Genomic DNA, 16592 nt, shown 5'->3' on the forward strand with positions numbered 1-16592 from the left:
TACGATTCACCACGATCACTAAGATAGTCTTCGACAGCTTTAATCTTATTTTCAACTGAAACAACCATGATTTATACCCCTCTAGTTTGTTCCAACTTTTGGGGTACGGGTCATTTTTCGTGGCTTCAAAGCGAGCGAGAAGACTGGTGAGCTTCCAGGCTGAAGCGTCCCCACAGCAGGCGGAATCCCTGACAGCCGGAGTGCGACCAATTTAGCCAATTTAACGGCGCAAATCTTTACCAGTACTTGGATGAGACAGGTGTTTTATCTTTTAACCTTTAGGCGATAACTAATAATGTTGAACATGGTTATAGTTGTCGGTATTTTCATCAGTGGTGAGAAGCTCAGTCGTGAAGTCCGCGGTAAGTGGTATCATGGAACCTAAGAGGAGTGATTGATGCAATGGCAACAGAACGGGAAAAAATGACGGCGGGTCAGCCCTATGATCAATTTGATGCAGAATTAATCGCACGGAGGGTCGCTGCTCGTAAGCAACTTCGGGCAGTTAATCAGCTCGACGATAACGATCAACGTAATGCGGGTTACCGCAAGCTAATCGCGGACAGTGGTGATGATTTCTTCGTCGAAGCTGGGCTAGAATACGATTACGGCTGGAACATCCACATTGGGGACCATTTCTACGGAAATTACAATATGACGCTGTTGGATACTTGCCCCATTACAATCGGTGAGCACTGTTACTTCGGGCCCAACGTCGGTCTCTATACGCCAGTTCATCCGCTGAACGCGATGGCACGGGTGAAGGACGTTGAAATGGGCGCGCCGATTACGATCGGTGACAACGCTTGGTTTGGCGGCAACGTGACGGTCTTGCCAGGGGTAACGCTGGGCAATAACGTCGTGGTTGGTGCCGGTGCAGTGGTAACCAAGTCATTTGGCGATGACGTGGTGCTGGTAGGTAATCCAGCTCACGTTATTAAGCAGATCGACAACAGTCCGGCGGGGGATGCCGCTGCCAAAGCTAAGTGGCCAGAAAAGCTTGACTAATGCAAAGGGTTAAGCTATCACCTAATTTCTAATCAAATTCTTAGAATGCGATGATGATTGGCTATGTAACCGCTTAAACTTACACAGAAAAATCTTATTGCTGGTTAAAGTTTTACTAATCCTAGCGTCTGCGTATAATAGACTTTGGATATTGATTCAAAGTGATTTGCGTAGGCAATTTGTATTTAACCGTGATGGCGCTGTACAGGTGGCTCGTGTGACGACCCGTGTATGGCGCTTTTTTCGTACAATCTCTTTGGAACATGACCGCTGGAAGCTTGCTTCCAGGAAACAAATGAGGAGGATTATTTATTTTAGCGCGTAAAAATATTGATAAGTTAGTATTCGTACCAACCATCGTTTTATTTATTCTCGCGTCATTGCTATTTATCTTAGGTGGTAATCAATTACAAGCCACTCTGAGTTCAATATTGAACTGGATTGATACTCGCATGTCATGGGCCTATTTGATGGTGTACGTGATCAACTTCTTATTTTTTATGTATTTGGCATTTGGTAAATTTGGTAAGGTTAAGTTAGGCGATCCTGATGACAAACCCCATTACAGCAACTTTCAATGGGGATCAATGGTTTTCGCCACGGCGATTGACGCCAGCATTTTGATGTTGTCCATCGTTGATCCACTCCGGTATCTTCAACACCCCGCCTTTGGGTTCAAGCCGTTTTCAAGTAACGCTTACGGCGCAGCTCACATGCTCGGGCAGTTTAACTGGGGACCGATGGCTTGGATGATGTTTGCACCGGCAACGATTGCGATTGCTTACGTCCTGTACGTTAAGCACGCCAAGGTGCAACGGGTCAGTGCCGCTATCACCAGCTTGCAAGGTGACAGCAAGGGTAAAGTGATTGCCCGGCACGTGATCGACTTCCTCGTGGTCTTTGGGATCATGGGCGGAATCGGGTCTTCCGTTGGGATGGAAATTCCAATTATTTCTAAGGTGCTGAGTCGCCTTACCGGGGTTCAAGATAACCTCATGCTTAAAATTGAACTCTTTATCATTTTGTTTATTTTGTTCGCAGTTACGGTGTTCCACGGTTTAAACGGTGGGATCAACCGGTTGAGTTCCGCTCATATTTGGACTGCACTCGGGCTGTTAGCCATTATTTTAGTCATTGGCCCGACGGTTTACATTTTGAATTCGGAAACCAATAGTATTGGGCTGATGGCGCAAAAGTTTATTTCGATGTCGACTAATACGTTGCCTAACGGTGGCGATAGCACGGCACAACAGGAAACGCTCTTCTACTGGGGCTGGTGGTTATCCTACATGCCAGTCATGGGGCTGTTCATTGCCCGGATCTCTAAAGGTCGGACGATTCGTCAGGTCTTAGTTGGGATGTTAACGTATGGTGCGTTGGGCTGTATGAGTTTCTACGCCATCTTCGGGGGCTACTCATTGTGGCTACAACGGACTGGTGCCGTTAACTTAGTCCACATTTTAAACACGCAGGGTCAAGCCGCTGTCGTATCAACGGTGATTGCGACGTTGCCGTTTAAGATGATTATCTTGGCATTGTACTGTATTTCTTGCTTTATCTTCTTGGCCACGACGATTTCGTCGTCAGCCTTCATCGTGTCATCCTTTACCAGTTTGCACTTGGATGACGGCCAGGAACCTAGTCGCTGGAACCGGATGATCTGGGTTATCGTCTTCATCATCTTCTCCTTTGGGATCGTGATGGTCGGTGGCTTCAAGACGGTCCAAACGGTATCGACGATCGCTGGCTTCCCACTGATGCTCGTCTGCCTACTGCTGCTGCATTCTATTTGGCACATGCTGGCAGCTAAGCCTAAGGCAGCACCGGTGGTGGTACCGCAACCAGTTGTGGTACGCCGAATTACGGTTGAATTGCCACGAGCGGTGCGTGGACCGATGATTTTATCACCGGATCATGCGCGGTAGAGTGTGACTAGAAGCGCGTAAGCCTTGAGTGGTGCCGTTAATAGGGTTTCACTTAACATAATTGAACTTAAAGCAAAAGCGTCTTCCTAAGTGGAGGACGCTTTTTTTATGGTCATTACGGGTTGGCAGAACAGAATTTGCTGGCAACACTGTGCAAGGCGGTAGACCTTAAACAACGCAACGTTAGTTAAGGTCGGCAAAACTTTTTACGAATAGATATGATACAATAGGGCCGGATCACCAATTACTGCAGGAGGGGTTTTATGGCAGACGAAAGTAATAATCCACTATTTTTCCGGCGAATTTTAATCACCATTGATGAGGATGACCGGCCCTCAACGAGTCGGGCCTTCCGGTTTGCGATGACGATGGCGCGGGATTACCGGGCGCATCTAGGCATCGCTTCCGTGTTGGAAAGCAACGACATCAGTATTTATGAATCATTGATGCCAGATAAGTTGAACGAAAAGCGCGACCAGCTCAAAGCCATTGTCAAAGGCTATGCCGATCAGGCAACGGCGTTTGGTGTTGAGGATGTGCGCGCTATCGTGGCCGAAGACGGGGACGTGGACGATGTGATCCTGCAAAAAGTTATTCCAGAATTTAAGCCGGATCTCGTAGTTTGTGGCGCCGACGTTGACTTCGCTAGTCATGGTCACCCGGGAGCAATTGGGTTGCGGTTGGCCAAGAAGTCTGACGTTTCGGTTATCGTAATTCGCTAAATTAACAATGGTTCACCGCATACTTCAAAGCGGTGAACCATTTTATTTTGGTGTATAATAGATTTAAAATGAAACGCTTTCACGAGGAGGGAGAAATATGCAACCACAAGATGTCCGCGGTTTTCTATTTGACCTCCACGGGGTATTGGCGGATTCTTGGCAATATCATCTGGCTTCTTGGCAAGCGGTTGCGCAAGAACTCCAAATTCCGTGGACTGACCAGTTGGCGACCACCTTGCCCGGAATGAGTCGGGCAGATTCCTTGCAAGCGATATTGGCCTCTGCTGGCCGCCAGAATGAATTTAACGTCCATCAGCGACAAATGCTCACGGATCATGAAAACGCGCTGTACAAGCAATTTGTGGCGGCTCTGACGCCGGCCAACCGGTTGCCCGGGATTACAGCCTTTTTGGATGAGCTGGTTGCGGCAGGCTATCCACTGGCGTTAGCGTCTGCCTCGGCCAATGCCCCAGCAGAAATTAAGCATCTAGGGCTAACCCCTTACTTTCCACAAATTGTACCGGCTTCAAGTCTACGGGCCAGTAAGCCGGCGCCGGATGTCTATCTGGCCGCCGCGAGCCTCATTCATCAGCATCCCGAAGACTGTGTGGCCTTTGAAGATACGGTGACCGGAGTGCGTTCAGCCAAGGCGGCAGGGTGCTTTACCATCGGCATCAACGCGCAGAAGTTACCCCAGGCGGATGCGATGTTCGCCAGCACGCGTGAGCTTAGTCTTGCAGCCGTGCAGCGGGTACTCGGTCAGCTAAACGTTTAAGCAAAAAGGCTTTTAAGATGACGGCTTGGTTGTGTTCTTCGTCCTTGGCGCCGTATAATAAAATAACGTCTTGGTCGTTGAGCTGATCGGCAACTAGGTCTAAAAAAGCGGGTAACGCTGCATTAGCTTCAAGTTCGGCAATGTAGCGTTTTTTGAATTCTGGAAACTTTTCCGGTTCGTGATTGAACCATTTCCGTAGTTCAGTCGTGGGCCCCATTTCTTTCTCCCAAGAAGCCAGCTGTGCGTTGACTTTGGAAATACCGCGCGGCCAGAGTCGATCGACGAGGACGCGGTAGCCAGCGAGATCAGCGGGCTTTGTATAAATACGTTCACATTTAATTGCCATAAGGTATCATCTCCATGGCTCCATTCTAACATAGCGAAATTGGAGGATAAAAAATGATGTCAGATTCTTTAGCGGATTTCTTTACGGGGAGGCCGACACCCCAAATTGCCCAGGACTTGTTGGGCCACGAGCTGGTCTATCAAACACCAGCCGGGACTATGAGCGGCTGGATTGTGGAAGCTGAGGCTTATCTCGGCGAGCAGGATACGGCGGCGCACGCCTTTAACGGCCGCTACACGGCGGCTAATGCGGCATTGTACGATGCACCGGGCACGATTTACATCTACATTTTGCGGGGGTACTACATGTTTGACGTGGCAACCCAAGCAGCGGGAACGCCCCAAGGAATCCTGATTCGCGGGATCGAGCCGCATGAAGGGCTAGAACTGATGCAACAGAACCGGGACAAGCCGATTCCGGATGTCACCAACGGTCCGGGCAAGCTGATGGCGGCGCTGGGTATCCAGTCCAAGGACCTAAACCGGACGATGCTGGGCGCGCAAAACCTGACGATTACCCCGACAGCGACGCGCCAGCCCAAGGAAGTGGCGGCCACATCACGAGTCGGCGTCTCAGCTGGGAGTTGGCAGGATCGGCCACTGCGCTTCACCGTAGCGGGGAATCCCTTCGTCTCCGGGAGCCGTAAGCGTGACTGGGATCGGGAGACTCACGGTTGGGCCTAAGCTCAGGCGTCGTAACGGAAGATGACTGTACTATCAGTATTTCGAAAGTTCTATAAACACAAAAGAATCTGCTTCAAGCCGCACCATTACGCGTTTAGCTTGAAGCAGATTCTTATTTTTTATTCATTAGTAAGGCTTAATCCCCAAATGGACCGCCGCCGCGCCTAGATTAAAGGTTCGATAGCTGACCTGCGTCAGACCAGCCGTGCGGAACATATCAGCGAGCTGGGTGACCGAGACAAAGCTGTGGGTTGACCGCTGCAGGTAATTATAGGCCTGGTAATGGTGCGCAACGAGGCTGCCCATCAAGGGGACCACGTGGCCAAAGTAGACCTGCCACCCGGCGTGAATCACCGGGTTGGTGGGTTGTGACGTCTCCAAACAGACCACTTGACCACCAGGCTTAACCACCCGGGTCATCTCGCGGAGCACCTGATTGGCGTCGGGAACATTACGCAAGCCAAAGCCAATGGTGACCACGTTGAAGCTATTGTCAGGGTAGGGCAGCTGCATGGCATCACCTTCGCGTAGCGTGATTCGGTCAGCGTACTTGGCCGCTCGAACTTTTCGGTCAGCCTCACGAATCATCACCGGACTAAAGTCCAAACCGACTACTCGGCCAGCTGGGCCAACCGCTCGGGCCAACGCCAGCGTCCAATCGCCCGTTCCGCAACATAGATCCAGCGCGAAGTCCCCGGGCTTAACGGCCATCATTGACATGACCCGTTTACGCCAGATGCGATGGGTCCCTAGGCTGATGACACTATTCATCTGATCGTATTGCGGTGCGATTTTATCAAAGATATTCTGCACAGCGGGTTCCGGTGTCCGGTTGGTCAGTGTCATGCCGGGAAGCCTCCTTAAACTAAAGTTGGTACTTCTTGTCGATTTCGTCGCCTTGTGACGTCAGAATCTTAGGACCATCGTCGGTGATGACCAGCGTGTGTTCGTATTGAGCGGACAGTGAGCCATCGGCCGTGACGTAGTATTCCCATGATTTGTCAGCCGTTTCCCGTGAGGCGATCTCCCAAGTTCCCAAGTTAATCATGGGTTCGATGGTAATCGTCATGCCGGCACGTAACCGTAGCCCCTTACCAGCTTCACCATAGTTAGGAACGTTAGGTTGTTCGTGCATGGTAGGTTGAATCCCGTGACCGATTAATTCACGAACGTCACCCATGTGTTCCTGGCCTTCGGTGTAGGCTTGGATGGCGTGGCCAATGTCACCGATACGGTTGCCGACAACGGCTTGGTCAATGCCTAAGTAGAGGGACTTCTTGGTGACGTCCATCAGGTGTTGAGCTTCTGGACTGATCTTACCAACCGCGTAGGTCCAGCAAGAGTCACTTTCAAAGCCGTCCAAGTTAACGGTCATGTCTACCGCTACGATGTCGCCTTCCTTTAATAAAAGCTCCTTACGAGGAATGGCGTGGGCCACTTCGTCGTTAACACTAACGCAGGTAGCATACTTGTAGCCTTCGAAGCCCTTTTCGGAAGGGGTGGCGCCGTGTTCTTCAATGTATTTGTTGGCAAACCGTTCGATTTCCCAGCTAGAGATTCCTGGTTTAATAATGTCGCGTAGGCCCTTGTGCACACCGGCCAGAACGGCACCGGATTCGGCCATCTTTTTAATTTCACGATCTGATTTAATGGTTATCAACGTGTTACCTCCTCAAAATTTCGTACACTACTAATCTACACCTAATTTAACGTTTAGGCGAACCGGTGACTTAGAAAATATCATCGGTCTCTGGTCTTGATAAAATGGGTTTTGATGAAACCGGCGATTACGAGCGCTAGGACCACCAAAAACGTGGTCTGAAAGTCGGTTATGAGGCGAATAATCAACCAGGCGAGCAACCCACCAAAGCTCAGTAAAACGATACTGGCAACAATCGTGCGACTGTTAATGGAAATCACATCCTTAGTCGGCACAAACGAGTCTGAGACGTTGGCCCCAAACTCGTTAGTAGGTGAGTGACTATTCAGCTTTTAAGCGATCGATGTTGCCCTTGTCGATTTGTTCCAAAATACGTTTGGCCTCGGTAATCCGCGCGTCGCACAAGAAGTTCATGGCGTTGTCCTTCTCCTCTTTGGCCCGGTTCATTTGTTCCGTTAAGAAATTAATTTCATCGTGTAAGTATGCCACTAAATCCATATTTTACCCTCATTCCTTGCGTCATCCGCTGAGCTGATGCGGATCAGCCCTTAATTAATTTTATTGTACCAAAGATTGGGAGAGAAGTAACTTGATTGCGTAGGTCAGAAGCGGGACGCCTCGGTTTACAGGCGCTAGGAAAAGGACTAGGATAAAAGTCAGTTGATAATGTTTCTAAAGTAGGTGTGAGGGAGGAATTATATGGCACAACCAATTGATTTACGGGGACATTCATACAATCGTTTGGCCTTTATTTGGACGTTACTGGCGGGGACCTTTACCATGTCGATCAGCCAGTCGTCACTGTCCACAGCTTATCCAACGTTGATGCGGTATTTCGGGGTGCCAGCCTCGACGATTCAATGGTTAACGACCGGGTTTATGCTGGTCATGGTGGTGATGATGCCGGTCAGTCCGTGGCTATTGAATAACATTAAGTTTCCGGTGTTATTCGTGAGTGTTTTGGCCTTATTCGATATCGGGACGTTCATTATTTATTTAGCCCCCAACTTCGGCTTGATGATGTTGGGCCGAGTCATGGAGGCCATGGCGGTGGGGATCATGTTCCCATCGTATCAAACGGTCATGTTGCGCATTACCCCGGAAAAGCAGCGGGGCGGCGTCATGGGAATGGCGGGTCTCGTCATGGGGTCTGCGTTAGCCGTAGGACCGATTATTTCTGGGATTGTGCTGCGTTATACCACGTGGCAGGGCTTATTCGTTGTCTTTATGGTTGTAATCACGATCGTTTTCCTCATCGCGTTGAAGACGATTAAAGATGTGATGCCGCAACACGACTCGCGCCTAGATTACTGGTCCGTCATCAGTAGTGTGGGATTCATTGGTATTCTGTATGTGGTCAACCAGATTGGGAAGCTTAACGTCAACTGGGGTTGGATGACCGGCTTGTTGATTGTCAGCCTGTTGGCCGTAGCCTTCTTTGTTTGGCGCCAATTTCAAACGACCACGCCGCTGCTGGATTTACGGGTACTTAAGACGTTTAACTTCGACTTGGCGGTGTTACTGACGGGGACGTCCTACATCGCGTTGATTGTGGTGACGATTATCTTCCCGTTGTACTATCAAGAAGTCTTAGGCATGTCGCCATTTGCTTCGGGGATGGCGCTGGTTCCTGGGGCGGTTGTTTTGAGCTTGCTCAATCCATTGACTGGCAAATTAGCCGATCGAATTGGGTTTAAGGCGACCATGCTGACGGGGATGTCGATGATTGTCTTGGGCTGGCTGTGGTTGACGTTGGTCTCAAACAAGCAATCACTGCTGGCGATGATTCTCATCGCTGCGTTGATTGAAGGGGGCAATGCCTTTGTCATGATGCCAGCGGTCACGTTGGGGGCCAATTCATTACCCGATCAGCTGATTTCCCATGGGACGGCGGTTATCACGACCGTCCGGCAGATTCTGGGATCAACTGGGGTTGCTGTCGCCACCTTGATTCTGGCGATGGTGACGGCCAGCCATGTCAAGGTCACTACGCATTTGGCGGCCACGCTGAGCGGGTACCACGCGGTCTTCTTAACCTTCTTGATCGTTGCCGTGGTGGGCTGGATCTTTGCCGCCATGCTGCGTGACGGTCGGAAGGCTAAGGCTGCGGCTGAGGCGTGAAGTTAAGTTGTTAAATGAATATGTGTTATAAAGTCCATCCGTGAGTGCGGATGGGCTTTTTAGTAAAGAAAAGTCTAATATTTTAACGATTGAATGGTTTATCCCCTTACTGGGATTATAATAATGAGAATTAATGAGTACAGGGGATCGAAAAATTGATGAAAAATCGGATGGTGTTGGGGCTGATTGCGGTGCTGGCTTTGACTTTGGCCGCGTGTGATCACAATTCTACTAACCAGCAGGGACATACGGCGGATGTCGCCTTTGGTCAAACGGGAAATACGTCTAGGCCGCAGATTTGGTATGTTGCTGAAAGTCGGGCTGCGCCTAATTTAAAGCTGCCGCTGCAGGCGGTCGTGATCACCCAGAATGGTCAGGCAACGGCCTTTCGGGTGCCCAGCTCGTTTACGCTAGGGGACGCAACGCGATTATCCGCCCAACAGTTAAAACAGAAGGGAATGGCATTTTCGAAGCAAGACTTCACCCACAAACGACAAGCCTTAATCACTGACGCCAGAGAAAAACTGGCTGTGGAGAAAGAAAATTTAAAGAAGGACCAAATAGCTACCGTGGTTAGTTTTGCAGCGGTGAAGTCCGATAGACGAATTGTGGCAGGCTATCAAGAGCGGCTCTCCCGGCTTGAAAGTGCCAAGTTTAAGAAGTCCAGTCCACTGCCGTTTGCGGTGAATTTAACAAAACAAGATGGACGCATTAAACAGGAAACGATGAAAGTGGCGGTCAATGACTTTGAGCAGGTGTCTAGTCAGACGAGTACGCCAGCATACAATTATCAACGGACCCGTCTGAGGGCGTTAGCTTTGCCATACACTCAGGTTTCCAAACGAGCGGTGAAATTGGGCCGAAGCTATTTCGGCTACTACCGGCGGTCTGGTCGTAAGCCGGGGTATGTTCTCACAAAAGTTGCCAGTCAGAATGCTAACGTAAAATTTGATTCGTTGTCGATTAAATAAGTGTAGACATCATTTAATCTGTCTTAAAAATTTCATGACGAACCGCGGCGACCGGCATATCGTGACCGGTCCAGAGTTTAAATGCCGCGACGCCTTGGTTTAACAGCATTCCTTGACCATTAAGGACGTGCGCAACGCCAGCTCGTTTGGCAACCCGCATCAGCTGGGTCTCTGCCGGGGCATAAACAGTGTCAAAGACGGTCATCTCAGGGTGAAGCCAAGTGGGATCGTCAACCAGTGTTTGATCAATTAATTTGCCCATCCCCAGGCCGGTCGCGTCGGTGTAGAGGCCACTGATTGCCAGCGCCTGTTTGAATTGGTCCCGATTCTCCAAGGGATAAAAGGTAGCGTGACAATCGGTCTGGCCGTTGATCAGTTGAACGACGCGACGGGCATTGGCGACCGTGGCATCGTTTAGGTTAAAGACGTTGAGTGTCTTGAGTCCAGTCAGGGCCGATTGAATAGCGATGGGCGTACCCGCTCCGCCCGCGCCAGCCAGGGTCATCGTCTTACCGGCAAGGGGAACGTGAGCATCGCGCAACGCCTGAACAAAGCCAATGCCGTCGGTCGTGTAGCCGGTTAGCACGCCATCGTGGTTGACCACCGTGTTGACGGCGCCGATCATTTTAGCGGTAGGATCGAGGCGATCGAGCAGGGGGATCACGGCCTGCTTAAAGGGCATTGAGACGCTGACGCCGGGCATCTTAAAGGCGCGGACAGCGGCAATGGCCGTGGGGAGATCGGCGGGCAGCACGTCCAACGCTAAGAAGCGAGTGTTCATTTGTTCATGGTTAAAGGCAAAATTATACATCGCTGGCGACTGGGAATGCCCAGCGGGATGCGCAATGAGCGCGATTAAGTTGGTGTGACCATCAATTTTCATAGCAGAGACTTCCTTCCAAATGCCAGAAACCACTAGCGGGCAGAACTGGCGAAAAATCACAATTGGTAGCGCTTTACACTTTTTATCGTAAGCCGACTTTAGCGTAAATGCCATTAATAAATTGTAAAGTCACTTCCTTCCGGGCCGCTTTTAAGCTAAAATTACCGTTAAGACATTATGAAAGGGGCTTCACTATGCAGACACCAGCATCAATTGATTTGGCTTCATTTTACGCAAATCCTGACCGAAACGTTGCGGTTTTAGACTACAACACGCGCTTTATTACCAGCATTTTTGACCTCGTTAACAGTGACGAGCTCGCTGATTTTGTGCGCTTATTCCTGGATGAACAACGGGATCACACCCCGGATGTCGCCGATGCATCTACCACCTTTAATTTGGTGACACCACAGGTTTACTTAGCAACGATTAAGGCGATTTTGACCGATCAGTCAGATGCTTTCGCGCAGTACCAAAAATCAGAAATTCTGGCCAGCATCGAAGACCTCTATTCTTACTACCGGACGTACTTACGGGTAGCCACGATGACCATCAAGCAAAATGATGTGGTTGCCAGTGAATTTATGACGATTGATCAACGGTTTAACGACCTCGTGATTCGGCTATACCGGACGATTGAGGAAAAATTACAGGGTCACGCCAACCACGTTTATCGGCAAGTGAGCGCCGGGTCAAGTGCCTGCATGTTACTGCAAAAACTCGACTGGCAGATGCCCGCAGGATACGAAAAGCTGAAAAACATTCGCTTCATTGACCGGCTGATGCTACGGCCCCCAATGATGCTGCACACCAAGAGCAACAAACGTAAAGGGACTTTCACGGCGACGCAGGTTAATCCAATCACGAATTTCAAGGGGACCGAAGACGACTTCTTCTGCTACCCGGCCGTGATTGGCGAGAGCTTAGCGTACATCTACTTCCATCGTGACTATTTGGCATCTGGCTTGGCTTTAGCCAACTTATTCCAATTGGCCGATGTCAAGCAGGTTGCGGGGCACAAGCCCGACTTGATTCTGCTATTTGGGACCCCTGGCGTGGCGACGGATACGGATGCTGAAAACGGCCACTATTTCTACGATCAAGTCAACGATATCTACGTCGGTCAGATTCCTTACAATGATCAGACGACTTACTTCGGCTACATGAAGAAGATGTGCCTGACGCTGCACAACCTACACATGATTGCGCAGAAACGGTTGCCAATTCACGGGTCGATGATGAAGATTACGTTTGCGAACGGTCAGACCAAGACGGTCGTGTTCTTTGGCGACTCCGGTGCTGGCAAGTCTGAATCTATCGAAGCGTTACAACAGGTTGCCGATGACCAGATTGTCAGCATGGAAACGATCTTTGATGATATGGGTAGCTTTACGTTAGACGGCAAAGAACTTTACGCGCAGGGAACAGAGACTGGGGCGTTCGTTCGCCTGGATGACCTGAGTAGTGAAGTGGCCTTTAACAATATGGACCGGGGAATCTACATGAACCCCGAACAGAAGAATGCCCGCGTGATTATCCCGGCTAACACGTGGCCGCGCGTCGTGGCGCACCACCACATTGATATGTGGGTTTACGCCAACAACTACGATGACGCGGTGGGCGTTCACCGGTTTACCGATCAAGAAACGGCCAAGGCGACGTTTATCGCTGGTAAACGTAAGGCGCTGGGGACCACGGATGAAGTGGGGATGAGCACGACCTTCTTCGCCAATCCATTTGGCCCCGTACAGGAACAGGCGGCGACGCAACCGATCATTGACGCTGTCTTTGACCGACTCTTCACCGATGACGTCTACGTGGGTGAAATCTACACGCACCTCGGCAATGACAAGTCACAGGACAAGCTCAACGAGTCTGCGCGGCAGCTGTTAGCTGAGTTATTGAAACTTTAACGATGATTGCACCATAAAAACACCGGGACACAGACCACTTAGTAGTGGTTCGTGTCCCGGTGTTTTCGTTGTACGTTTGCTGAGAATTATCGCCTTGCCGCGCGTCAAATTTAGGCTGGAGCGCTGTGGGGAGGACGGCCTAAGCCATAGAGCGGTCTTAGGCCTCGCTTTGAGCCGAGGGTCAAGTCTCAAAGCCGCCATTTACCAAGAGAACCACTTGGTAAATCCCACGGCTGAGCCTAAATTTGGCGTGCTCACGGCTAGACGGATCGTTCACCAAACGTTGTGGTAAGTGGTGCACGTATCCGGAGGAGGCCAATGGTGGAGTCAGCTGTGTCGATGCTGTTGCCCGAGGTTTCTCACTCGGGTTACAGCATGGGACGCGTTGGGAGACTGACGAACTTAGTCAGGCTTCCAACCGAGCCGGAGGACCGTTTCTCAGGCCGCAGGCGGTCCCCACAGCAGACGGAACCGTTGGCAGCCGCAGGATAAATGTTAAACGAATTGTGCCAGTAGGGCGGTCATGAAGGCAGAAGCATCGCCAACGTAGCCGTAATCAGCCACGTCAAAGATCGGCGCATTCTTATCGGCATTCACCGCCACGATGGTTTGGGAATCCTGCATCCCGACGAGGTATTGAACAGCACCACTGATCCCGAAGTTTAAGATCAGTTCAGGGTGAATGGTGTTCCCGCTTTGACCAATCTGATCGTCGTGGGTGAAGCGTTCCTGGTCGGTCAATGGCCGTGAAACCCCGATGCGGCCGCCTAACTTTTCGGCAAGCTTGGTGGCTGTGTCGATGGTTGCGGCGCTGGCGGCACCACGACCTAACGCAACGACGCGACTGGCATCGCCCACCGTGGTTGCGGTATTGACGACGGGAGTCGCCGCCTTGACCTGCAAGCGTTCAACGGGGTGGAACGTGATGGTATCCGTCGTGACTGTGGCGGCGCCATCCGCTGCTTCGGCGACGAAGGTGTTGGGCCGGACCGTAGCCATTTGCGGTCGGTGGTCGGGACAAATGATTTCACACATAATATTGTCCCCGTAAGAGGGCTTGGTGGCGACTAACGTTTCATCGTCGAAACGTAAGTCCAGGCAGTCGGCCGTTAAGCCGGTTTGGAGCTTGGCCTGTAAGCGCGGTGCGATCGACCGGCCAGTAATGGTAGCGCCGAAAAGAATGGAATTGGGCTGATACTTCTTGATCAATTGTTCCAAGGCATCGGCGTGTTCAGCGTCGGTCGCCGTAGGAAAACGGTCGTCACGAACGACCCGAATCTCATCGGGACCGTACGCTTTGAGCTCGTCTTCCAAATGATCGTTGGTAGCTTCAAATAAAATTGCAACGGTGTGAAATTGGTCGCCGGCTAGGTGCTTGGCTTTGGTAATTAATTGTTGTGTCGTGGGTTCAATGTGGTCTAAGCGGCGTTCCGCGATGACCCACAGTTCTGGTTTTGACATAGCAGATTCCTCCTTAGATTAATTGACGACCCTTTAAGGCTTTGATCAGTTGACTAGCGGCTTCACTTGGCGTTCCAGTCAGTGAGGTTAATTCACGTTTGACGGGCTTTGGCGCATAGACCTTGGTGACGATGGTTGGGGAACCAGCTTGGCCTAGCCGTGAATCGTCGAGATCCAGATCGTCGTGATGCCAAACGGTCAGTGGCTTGTTGAAGCTCAGTTGAATGTTCCGGGGCGTAGGGTAGCGCGGCGTATTCAATTCGCTCCGGACACTGACCACGGCAGGAAGTTGTGCGACCAGCGTCTGCTTCGTATCTTCTAGCAAGCGTTCCGCGGTCACTTCATGCTTGCCACTCAGCCGAAGACTGGCGGCATAAGTAATTTGAGGTTGGTGGAGGAATTCGGCCACGATGGGTCCCACCTGACCGGTATCGGCGTCAACGGCTTGCCGACCAAATAAGATTAGGTCAGCATCGTCAATCTTCTTCAGCGCTTGGGCGATTACGTAGCCGGTTGCGAGCGTGTCAGCACCCGCAAAAGCCCGGTCGGAGAGTAGGTAGCCTTCATCGGCCCCCATCGCCATACCTTCACGTAATGATTCAGCGTAATCGTCGGGGCCCATGGTGAGGAGGGCAACTTGGACGTCTTCGCTAGCGGTATCTTTTAAATGTAAAGCTAATTCAATGGCGTTTTTATCAAAGGGATTCATCACGCCAGCCAGGCCGCGCCGATCCAGGTTGTGGGTGACGGGATCAATGGTGACGTCGTTAGTTTCGGGGACTTGTTTAATACATACGACAATTTTCATAGGGAGACCTCCTATTTGTTAAATTCGGCGGTAGCGATGGCGGACCGCATCTTTTCGACGGTTCCTTCGGCAATTTCCATCGCCCGTGCATCGCGAATCAAGTGTTCTACGGGGTATTCACGACTGTAGCCGTAACCCGCAAGAATCTGTAGGGCGTCGTCGCCGGCGCTGACCGCTGCGCGTGAACCGTGGGCTTTAGCCATCGCGGCTTCTTCACTATACGGTTGACCGTTTGCTTTGAGCTTGGCGGCATTTTGGTAGAGTAGGCGCGTCGTTTCTTTCCGCATGGCAATGTCCGCAACTTTACGATGGGTGACCTGTAATGCAGTCAGTGGGGTGTCGCCGGCCTTGCGTTCCTTGGCGTAGTCGGTGGCAATCTTCAATTCGTGTTCCATGATGCCGGTTAAGACGGCGCCCATTAAGATCCGGGCGTCATCGTGAGCAGAGTCACCGATCTTACCGCCATCGCCGAGTTTGCCCAGCAAGTGATCATCATCCACGACGATGTGATCCATGACAATTTCACCCACGGGCGTTCCGCGCAGACCAATGAAGTCTTCACGCTTACCGAATGAGAAGCCAGGCATATCTTGATCGACTACGAAGACGGAGAGTTCCTTTGGCGCCGTCTTGACCAAGACACAGTAGACTTGGGCGAGCCCACCGTTGGTAATCATGATTTTATCGCCGTTAATGACCCAGTGATTGCCTTCGCGGGTAGCGGTAGAGCTGATCCCCATGGGATTGGAGCCACCAGAGGCTTCAGTCATTGAGAAAGCAAAGATCCGGTCGTTAGCGGAAGGCAGTAATTGTTTTTGGAGAGCGGGGGTACCGAATTTGAGGATTTGGTCAATCGTTTTAAAATGGCCTTCCAGGGTGACCGCCGTACTAGCGTTACCCCGGGCGATGTGATTGAGGGCTTGGGCCGTGACTTCGGGACCAAAGCCGGCACCACCGAATTCTTGGGGTAGCATGATGCCGAGAAAACCGGTATCCGTTAACTTTTGCATAAAGCCGGCTGGAAAATCACCTGCAGCGTCCATCGGCATATCCTGGGGACTGATCTCCCGTTCGGTGTAGTCGTCAACCATTTGGAGCAGCAGCTTTTCAGCGGCGGCAGTTGTAGATGGCATAAGTAGTTCCTCCTTATCAAGCAAAATTTAATTGTGTAAAAGTGCACGATTCGAGGTAAGTATAACTAATCCTGAATTATTCATACCTTTCAAAAAAGTCGTCAGTTTTCATGTTTTTCAAAAACTGACGGCTTTTGATCTTGCTTACTATGTATTGAGACTCTAAATTTTGATGGTATCACC

The 16592-nt window shown here is 50.8% G+C and carries 16 protein-coding genes; 8 read left to right on the forward strand and 8 right to left on the reverse strand.

The annotated features are described in order from the left end of the window. Positions 1 to 402 precede the first annotated feature (402 nt). The 4 genes from HF569_RS11645 to HF569_RS11660 all read left to right on the forward strand — a co-directional run bounded on the left by HF569_RS11645 (position 403) and on the right by HF569_RS11660 (position 4430). Positions 403 to 1008 (forward strand): sugar O-acetyltransferase, encoded by a 606-nt coding sequence (locus tag HF569_RS11645; protein ID WP_168902555.1) that lies wholly within the window; start codon positions 403 to 405, stop codon positions 1006 to 1008. A gap of 311 nt (positions 1009 to 1319) precedes the next feature. Beyond that, positions 1320 to 2933, forward strand: coding sequence for a BCCT family transporter (locus HF569_RS11650; protein WP_332870980.1), 1614 nt, complete (start codon positions 1320 to 1322; stop codon positions 2931 to 2933). Between the two features lie 263 nt (positions 2934 to 3196). After that, positions 3197 to 3655, forward strand: a complete 459-nt coding sequence (locus HF569_RS11655; protein ID WP_168902556.1) for a universal stress protein — start codon at positions 3197 to 3199, stop codon at positions 3653 to 3655. Between the two features lie 97 nt (positions 3656 to 3752). After that, complete coding sequence (locus HF569_RS11660) at positions 3753 to 4430, forward strand: beta-phosphoglucomutase family hydrolase (RefSeq protein ID WP_168902557.1); 678 nt, start codon at positions 3753 to 3755, stop codon at positions 4428 to 4430. Here the strand turns inward: HF569_RS11660 and HF569_RS11665 are convergent. Continuing rightward, positions 4384 to 4776: a DUF488 domain-containing protein gene (locus HF569_RS11665; protein ID WP_168902558.1), complete on the reverse strand. Its 393-nt coding sequence runs from the start codon at positions 4774 to 4776 to the stop codon at positions 4384 to 4386. The two genes, HF569_RS11660 and HF569_RS11665, sit on opposite strands and share 47 nt — an antisense overlap. 56 nt (positions 4777 to 4832) lie before the next feature. Between HF569_RS11665 and HF569_RS11670 the strand changes: the two genes are divergently transcribed. Continuing rightward, entirely contained in the window at positions 4833 to 5459 is a 627-nt protein-coding gene (locus tag HF569_RS11670) for a DNA-3-methyladenine glycosylase (RefSeq protein WP_168902569.1), read from the forward strand. Between the two features lie 126 nt (positions 5460 to 5585). Here the strand turns inward: HF569_RS11670 and HF569_RS11675 are convergent, their stop codons facing one another. From HF569_RS11675 to HF569_RS11685, 3 genes are all read right to left on the reverse strand, one after another. Continuing rightward, the gene (locus tag HF569_RS11675) at positions 5586 to 6305 is read right to left on the reverse strand and encodes a demethylmenaquinone methyltransferase (protein WP_168902559.1); all 720 of its coding nucleotides are present in this window, start codon (positions 6303 to 6305) and stop codon (positions 5586 to 5588) included. 19 nt (positions 6306 to 6324) lie between these two features. Beyond that, positions 6325 to 7119 carry a type I methionyl aminopeptidase gene (map, locus tag HF569_RS11680; protein WP_168902560.1) on the reverse strand — a complete coding sequence of 265 codons (795 nt, stop codon included), beginning with the start codon at positions 7117 to 7119 and terminating at the stop codon, positions 6325 to 6327. A 321-nt stretch (positions 7120 to 7440) separates the two neighbouring features. Then, positions 7441 to 7617 (reverse strand): hypothetical protein, encoded by a 177-nt coding sequence (locus HF569_RS11685; RefSeq protein WP_168849383.1) that lies wholly within the window; start codon positions 7615 to 7617, stop codon positions 7441 to 7443. Positions 7618 to 7818: 201 nt separating this feature from the next. Between HF569_RS11685 and HF569_RS11690 the strand changes: the two genes are divergently transcribed. Further along, a complete protein-coding gene (locus tag HF569_RS11690) occupies positions 7819 to 9240 on the forward strand; it encodes an MFS transporter (protein WP_168902561.1) in 1422 nt (473 codons plus the stop codon). A gap of 158 nt (positions 9241 to 9398) precedes the next feature. Continuing rightward, positions 9399 to 10211 carry a hypothetical protein gene (locus HF569_RS11695; RefSeq protein WP_168902562.1) on the forward strand — a complete coding sequence of 271 codons (813 nt, stop codon included), beginning with the start codon at positions 9399 to 9401 and terminating at the stop codon, positions 10209 to 10211. A gap of 13 nt (positions 10212 to 10224) precedes the next feature. Here the strand turns inward: HF569_RS11695 and HF569_RS11700 are convergent, their stop codons facing one another. Continuing rightward, positions 10225 to 11094, reverse strand: coding sequence for a quinate/shikimate dehydrogenase (locus HF569_RS11700; RefSeq protein WP_168902563.1), 870 nt, complete (start codon positions 11092 to 11094; stop codon positions 10225 to 10227). Between the two features lie 194 nt (positions 11095 to 11288). Between HF569_RS11700 and HF569_RS11705 the strand changes: the two genes are divergently transcribed. Then, positions 11289 to 13007, forward strand: a complete 1719-nt coding sequence (locus HF569_RS11705) for a phosphoenolpyruvate carboxykinase (ATP) (RefSeq protein ID WP_168902564.1) — start codon at positions 11289 to 11291, stop codon at positions 13005 to 13007. Positions 13008 to 13502: 495 nt separating this feature from the next. On the opposite strand, the gene HF569_RS11710 is transcribed toward HF569_RS11705, so the two are convergent. From HF569_RS11710 to HF569_RS11720, 3 genes are read right to left on the reverse strand one after another with little or no spacing between them, the layout of a single operon-like run. Next, positions 13503 to 14468 carry an electron transfer flavoprotein subunit alpha/FixB family protein gene (locus tag HF569_RS11710; protein ID WP_168902565.1) on the reverse strand — a complete coding sequence of 322 codons (966 nt, stop codon included), beginning with the start codon at positions 14466 to 14468 and terminating at the stop codon, positions 13503 to 13505. A 13-nt stretch (positions 14469 to 14481) separates the two neighbouring features. Beyond that, a complete protein-coding gene (locus tag HF569_RS11715; RefSeq protein ID WP_168902566.1) occupies positions 14482 to 15276 on the reverse strand; it encodes an electron transfer flavoprotein subunit beta/FixA family protein in 795 nt (264 codons plus the stop codon). Positions 15277 to 15287: 11 nt separating this feature from the next. Beyond that, the gene (locus HF569_RS11720) at positions 15288 to 16409 is read right to left on the reverse strand and encodes an acyl-CoA dehydrogenase family protein (protein ID WP_168902567.1); all 1122 of its coding nucleotides are present in this window, start codon (positions 16407 to 16409) and stop codon (positions 15288 to 15290) included. Positions 16410 to 16592 lie beyond the last annotated feature (183 nt).

The organism is Levilactobacillus tujiorum (assembly GCF_012641185.1).
GTDB lineage: Bacteria > Bacillota > Bacilli > Lactobacillales > Lactobacillaceae > Levilactobacillus > Levilactobacillus tujiorum.

Excerpts from the sequence above, each read along its gene's own strand:
- HF569_RS11645 (WP_168902555.1), top strand. The coding sequence starts at position 403 with ATGGCAACAGAACGGGAAAAAATGACGGCGGGTCAGCCCTATGATCAA.
- HF569_RS11655 (WP_168902556.1), top strand. The coding sequence starts at position 3,197 with ATGGCAGACGAAAGTAATAATCCACTATTTTTCCGGCGAATTTTAATC.
- HF569_RS11660 (WP_168902557.1), top strand. The coding sequence starts at position 3,753 with ATGCAACCACAAGATGTCCGCGGTTTTCTATTTGACCTCCACGGGGTA.
- HF569_RS11665 (WP_168902558.1), bottom strand. The coding sequence starts at position 4,776 with ATGGCAATTAAATGTGAACGTATTTATACAAAGCCCGCTGATCTCGCT.
- HF569_RS11670 (WP_168902569.1), top strand. The coding sequence starts at position 4,833 with ATGTCAGATTCTTTAGCGGATTTCTTTACGGGGAGGCCGACACCCCAA.
- HF569_RS11675 (WP_168902559.1), bottom strand. The coding sequence starts at position 6,305 with ATGACACTGACCAACCGGACACCGGAACCCGCTGTGCAGAATATCTTT.
- HF569_RS11685 (WP_168849383.1), bottom strand. The coding sequence starts at position 7,617 with ATGGATTTAGTGGCATACTTACACGATGAAATTAATTTCTTAACGGAA.
- HF569_RS11690 (WP_168902561.1), top strand. The coding sequence starts at position 7,819 with ATGGCACAACCAATTGATTTACGGGGACATTCATACAATCGTTTGGCC.
- HF569_RS11695 (WP_168902562.1), top strand. The coding sequence starts at position 9,399 with ATGAAAAATCGGATGGTGTTGGGGCTGATTGCGGTGCTGGCTTTGACT.
- HF569_RS11700 (WP_168902563.1), bottom strand. The coding sequence starts at position 11,094 with ATGAAAATTGATGGTCACACCAACTTAATCGCGCTCATTGCGCATCCC.
- HF569_RS11705 (WP_168902564.1), top strand. The coding sequence starts at position 11,289 with ATGCAGACACCAGCATCAATTGATTTGGCTTCATTTTACGCAAATCCT.
- HF569_RS11710 (WP_168902565.1), bottom strand. The coding sequence starts at position 14,468 with ATGTCAAAACCAGAACTGTGGGTCATCGCGGAACGCCGCTTAGACCAC.
- HF569_RS11715 (WP_168902566.1), bottom strand. The coding sequence starts at position 15,276 with ATGAAAATTGTCGTATGTATTAAACAAGTCCCCGAAACTAACGACGTC.
- HF569_RS11720 (WP_168902567.1), bottom strand. The coding sequence starts at position 16,409 with ATGCCATCTACAACTGCCGCCGCTGAAAAGCTGCTGCTCCAAATGGTT.